Origin of the sequence: Corallococcus sp. CA053C (assembly GCF_003611675.1) — a bacterium.
GTDB lineage: Bacteria > Myxococcota > Myxococcia > Myxococcales > Myxococcaceae > Corallococcus.
This window is the reverse complement of sequence record NZ_RAWA01000577.1, coordinates 1-4,675: the sequence shown is the minus strand read 5'-3', so window position 1 is coordinate 4,675 and position 4,675 is coordinate 1. Positions and strand designations below refer to the sequence as shown.

Sequence of the window (4,675 nt, the reverse complement as noted above, 5' to 3'; positions counted from 1 at the left end):
CCCATGTCCGATGCCACCCCACCCCCCGGGGCTTCAGGATCGTCCTCTGGAGAGCCAGAGTATTTTTCAGCCCAAAGGGTTGGGAGTCATTGCAAACCCCCGGAACCACAGGCATGTCGCACGGTACGCTTCTAGCAGCGGCCCCGGACATGACCCTGGCCAGCCCCCCCCGTGTTGCTCCCGGACTCCAGGCCTTCACGGTACTTATTGCCCGGGGTGTCCAGTCGACGGTGGACGGGCTGTCGGCGGAGGTCCGGCAGGCGGTGCTGGCCCAGCTGTTCCGCCTGGGCGCGGACGCATGTCGGGAACACGCGAACCGGGTAGCCTGTAACCCCTACACCCTTCGCCTGGACGTGGCGGACTGCCGGATGCACGTGGAGCTGGACCCGACGCGCACCCGGCTGTCCCTGACAGGCCTCACCCGGCCCCGGCCGCACTAGAGGGCATGTGAACGAGCGGTCGAGCAGCGGGCAGTCAGTGCCTCGACGCGCGGGCTACGAGGAGAGCTGGGAGCTCACCTACCGCGTCGAACAACTCCGGGAGCTGGTGGGGCAGGAGCTGCGCCTGGACGCCGCGCTCGCCGAGGACCTGGAGGCCACCCTGGTCCGCCTGGTGCTTCGCAACCAGCGCCTCCGGGGCCTGCAGCGCATGGTGACCGCGGAACGGGAGCCGGAGGACCTGGCCATGTTCCGCGCCGCGCTGGAGGACCTGGACCGGCAGCTGCTCCAGGATCTGCCTGACCTGCTGGAGCGACTGCGCGCGACGCTCCTGTAGCGCAAAGCCCGTTCCCCACGCGAAGGCCCGCGGACCTGCTTCTGTAACCAGAGTATTTGTAGTGTTGATCAACTGGTGGAAGCGGTAGGTGGCGCGGAGTTGGGGACAAGTCAGCAACCCCATGGATTCATGAAGGAATCGGCGATCTGCTACATGTGGGCAAGTTGCCGGTTTCCCCCGGGCATCCACAGCCGGGAAATCCGCCCGCCGGTTTTCCACAGCCCCTCCCCCGCCATCCACAGGTGCTCCACAGGGACCTGGGGGGCATGCGGGCCCACCCTCCGTGGGGCTTCACCCGGACGGAACGTCCCCCGGCGCAACAGCCCTGTTATGGTCGCGGGCGGTTTCCAGTCTCTTCTCTCATGATGCGGGCGCGGCCGATTCGGGGCGCTGGAGGATGACCTCATCGACTTGCACCGGGGCGAGCGCATCGGGAAGTACGAGGTGCTCACGCAGCTGACCGTGGGCGGCATGGCGGAGCTCTTCCTGGGCTACACGTCGGGCCCGGGCGGCTTCCGCAAGTACGTGGTCATCAAGCGCATCCTCCCGGATGCCCGCTCCAATGATCAGTTCGTCCGCATGTTCCTGGACGAGGCGCGCATCACCGCGGCCTTCAACCACCCGAACATCGCGCAGGTGTTCGACCTGGGGGAGGAGGACGACGGGCTCTACCTGGCCATGGAGTTCATCGGCGGGCAGAACCTCAACCAGGTGACCAGCGCGTGTCTCAAGAAGCGCCAGCCGGTGCCGCTGGCCTTCACGCTGTCGGTGGCGCGCGACGTGTGCCTCGCGCTGCACTACGCGCATACGTTCACGTCGCCCGGCGGTGAGGCCAGCCCCGTCATCCACCGCGACGTGGCGCAGAAGAACATCATGGTGACGTACGACGGCACCGTGAAGCTGCTCGACTTCGGCATCGCCAAGGCGAAGAACAGCCTGGAGCGCACGCACGTGGGCACGGTGAAGGGCACCACCGGCTATATGTCCCCGGAGCAGGTGCGAGGCGATCCGCTGGATGGCCGGAGCGACCTGTTCTCCGTCGGCGTCGTACTGCACGAGCTCATCACCGGCGAGCGGCTGTTCGCGGGGAAGACCGAGCGCGACGAGATGGTGAAGATCCTCGAGGAAGCCATCCCGTGGCCCTCGGTGCTGCTGCCGCACATCTCCGAGGACATCTCGCGTGTGGTGATGCGCTCGCTGGAGCGCAACGTGGATCGCCGCTACGCGTCCGGCCGGGACATGGCGCGCGCCATCGAGAAGGCCGCTGGCGGCAAGCTGATGGACGCCGAGCAGCGCGCCGCCCTGATGAAGGGCCTCTTCGCGGAGCGCATGGCCGCCACGCGCTCGCTGCTGGAGAGCGCGGATGTGACGACGAGCAGCCAGGTGCTGGCGTCGGCGAAGCGCGCGCTGCAGAAGGACGACGGCCCGTACCTGCCGGAGCGCAAGGCGGACACGCTGAGCGTGGTGGAGGCGCGCAAGAAGGCGGAGATCGCGAAGCTGCGCGCGGAGGAGTCGACCAGCGCCGACACCGCGCCCCCGGTGAAGCGCGCGAAGCTGGGCGCCGTGTGGGCCCTGCTGGTGCTGGTGTTGATGCTGAGCGGGGCCTACGGCGCGTTCCAGCTCACCCGGCTGCTGGAAGCCGAAGAGGAGCAGACCGTCCCGAAGGACCTGGGGGCCATGGTCGCCATCCCCATCCGCCCACCGCCGTTCGCCGTGCCAGACGCGGGCGTGACGCAGGCGGTGGCGGTGAAGGAGAAGGGCACCCGGGACCGGGACACGCAGAGGGACACCTCTCGGGACACCGAGCCCCGGACGGGACGCGGCAAGCGCGGCAAGGGCGAGGTGACGCTCTTCCTGGACGAGTCCGCGGAGGTGTTCCTCAACAACAAGTCCCTGGGGCGCACGCCGCTGGTGAAGCGCGCGCTGCCGGTGGGGCCCACGGAGTTGATCCTCGTGGGCGCGGACAAGAAGCGCCGCGTGCTCGCGGTGCCGGTGGAGGCGGGCAAGCCCGTGCGCCTCAACCTCAAGCTGAGCGACCTGCCCGGCCGCTGAAAGCACCGCTCCCCTGCCCCCTCCGTTCCGACGCGGACGGATGCGCGTGGGAATCAGCGGCACTGGCGGAAGGGCTCCGCTATCCTCGGAGCCCTCATGGCGTTCTCCCTTGGCTTCCTGATGGACCCGCTCGAAAGCGTGCGGGTGGACCACGACACGACGTTCTCGCTGATGCTGGAGGCCCAGCGGCGCGGGCACGACGTCTACTACTTCGAGCAGGGGTGGCTGCGCTTCAACGGCCGGTGCGCGGAGGCGCGCATGCGCCAGGTGAAGGTGCGGCGCGAACCGGGCCGGCACTTCGACGTGGTGCGCGAGGAGGTGCGGCCCCTGTCGAAGCTGGACGTGCTGTTCCTGCGCAAGGATCCGCCGGTGGACGCGAACTATCTGCACGCGACCCAGCTGGTGGAGCTGTGTCCGGACCGGATGCCGGTGTTCATCAACAACCCGTCCGGCATCCGCGACGCGAACGAGAAGCTCTTCACGCTCAACTTCCCGGACCTGATGCCGGAGACGCGCGTGACGAGTGAGCTGTCGGTGGTGATGGAGTTCGCGGCGCAGAACGCCAAGGGCACCATCCTCAAGCCCATCGACGGGTTCGGCGGCAAGGGCATCCTCTTCCTCGCGCCGGGGGACCGCAACGCGCGCTCGATGGTGGAGCTGCTCACGCAGGGCGGGAAGGAGCCCATCCTCGCGCAGGCCTACGTGCCGGAGAGCCGCCTGGGCGACAAGCGCATCATCCTGGTGGACGGAGACCCGGTGGGCGCGGTGCTGCGCGTGCCGTCGGACGCGGACCACCGGGGCAACATGGCCGCGGGTGGCACGCCGATGAAGGCGGAGATCACCGCGAGGGACCTGCACATCTGCCAGCGCCTCAAGCCCGCGCTCCAGGAGAAGGGGCTCATCCTGGTGGGCATCGACGTGCTGGGCGACTACCTCACCGAGGTGAACGTCACCAGCCCCACGGGGCTCGTGGAAGCAAGCCACCTGGACCACGTCTCGTGCGAGGCGAAGGTGCTGGACGTGGCCGAGCGGATGCACGGCGCGCGCTGACGTGACGGCTTCCCACGAAGCCGACGAGACGCTGGACTCCATTGGCACCGCGGACGTGCGGGTGTTCCAGCGCCGCTCGGGTTACCGCTTCACGTTGGACGCGGTGCTGCTCGCGCACTTCGCGGCCACCGAAGCGCGGGGGCTGGCCGGGCCGGTGCTGGAGCTGGGCGCGGGCAGTGGCGTGGTGTCGCTGCTGCTGGTGAAGCAGTTCGGCGTCATGGGTCCGGTGGACGCGCTGGAGCTGCAACCCGCGGTGCACGCGAGGCTGGTGCGCGCGGTGGCGCTCAACGGGTGTGAAGGGCGCGTGCGGCCGGTGCTCGGGGACCTGCGGGCGGCGCGGACGCTGCTTGAGCCCGGGGCCTATGGGCAGGTGGTGTCGAACCCGCCGTTCCGCCGGGCGCAGGCGGGGGTGGTGAGCCCGGATGCGGAGCGTGCCGTGTCCAAGTCGGAGGTGGCGTGTGACGCGGACGCGGTGGTCGCGGCAGCGCGGCATGCGCTGCGGCCCGGTGGTGCGGTGAGCCTGGTGTATCCGGCGGCGCGGCTCGCGGAGGTGCTGGGGGTGCTGGAGAGGGCGCGGCTGTTCCCCCGGGTGCTGCGGTGCGTGCATGCGCGCGTGGAGGCCCCGGCGACGCGCTTCCTGGTGCAGGCGCTGCGGGACCAGGACCGGGGGCTGTCGGTGCGGCCGCCGCTCGTCGTTCACGGGTCGGGACCGGGGGGCTATGGCGCGGAGGTGGCGGCGCTGATGGACGTGCCCCTGGGGGAGCGGGTGCCGGAGGAAGACGGGGGTTGAGTGCCTGCC

5 protein-coding genes are annotated in these 4,675 nt (G+C 69.7%); all 5 read left to right on the top strand.

Going from position 1 to position 4,675, the window contains the following annotated elements; translation table 11 throughout:
* Positions 1-149: 149 nt before the first annotated feature.
* The 5 genes from D7V97_RS40245 (at position 150) to D7V97_RS40225 (ending at position 4,666) form a co-directional block, all read left to right on the top strand.
* Positions 150-440 carry a hypothetical protein gene (locus D7V97_RS40245; protein ID WP_120615865.1) on the top strand — a complete coding sequence of 97 codons (291 nt, stop codon included), beginning with the start codon at positions 150-152 and terminating at the stop codon, positions 438-440.
* 37 nt (positions 441-477) lie between these two features.
* On the top strand, positions 478-774 hold the full coding sequence (locus tag D7V97_RS40240; protein ID WP_120615863.1) for a hypothetical protein: 297 nt from the start codon (positions 478-480) through the stop codon (positions 772-774).
* A gap of 411 nt (positions 775-1,185) precedes the next feature.
* Positions 1,186-2,826 (top strand): serine/threonine protein kinase, encoded by a 1,641-nt coding sequence (locus tag D7V97_RS40235; RefSeq protein ID WP_368669008.1) that lies wholly within the window; start codon positions 1,186-1,188, stop codon positions 2,824-2,826.
* A gap of 96 nt (positions 2,827-2,922) precedes the next feature.
* A complete protein-coding gene (gene gshB, locus D7V97_RS40230; RefSeq protein WP_120615862.1) occupies positions 2,923-3,876 on the top strand; it encodes a glutathione synthase in 954 nt (317 codons plus the stop codon).
* A 1-nt stretch (position 3,877) separates the two neighbouring features.
* Positions 3,878-4,666 carry a tRNA1(Val) (adenine(37)-N6)-methyltransferase gene (locus D7V97_RS40225; protein WP_120615861.1) on the top strand — a complete coding sequence of 263 codons (789 nt, stop codon included), beginning with the start codon at positions 3,878-3,880 and terminating at the stop codon, positions 4,664-4,666.
* The last annotated feature ends 9 nt before the right edge of the window (positions 4,667-4,675 follow it).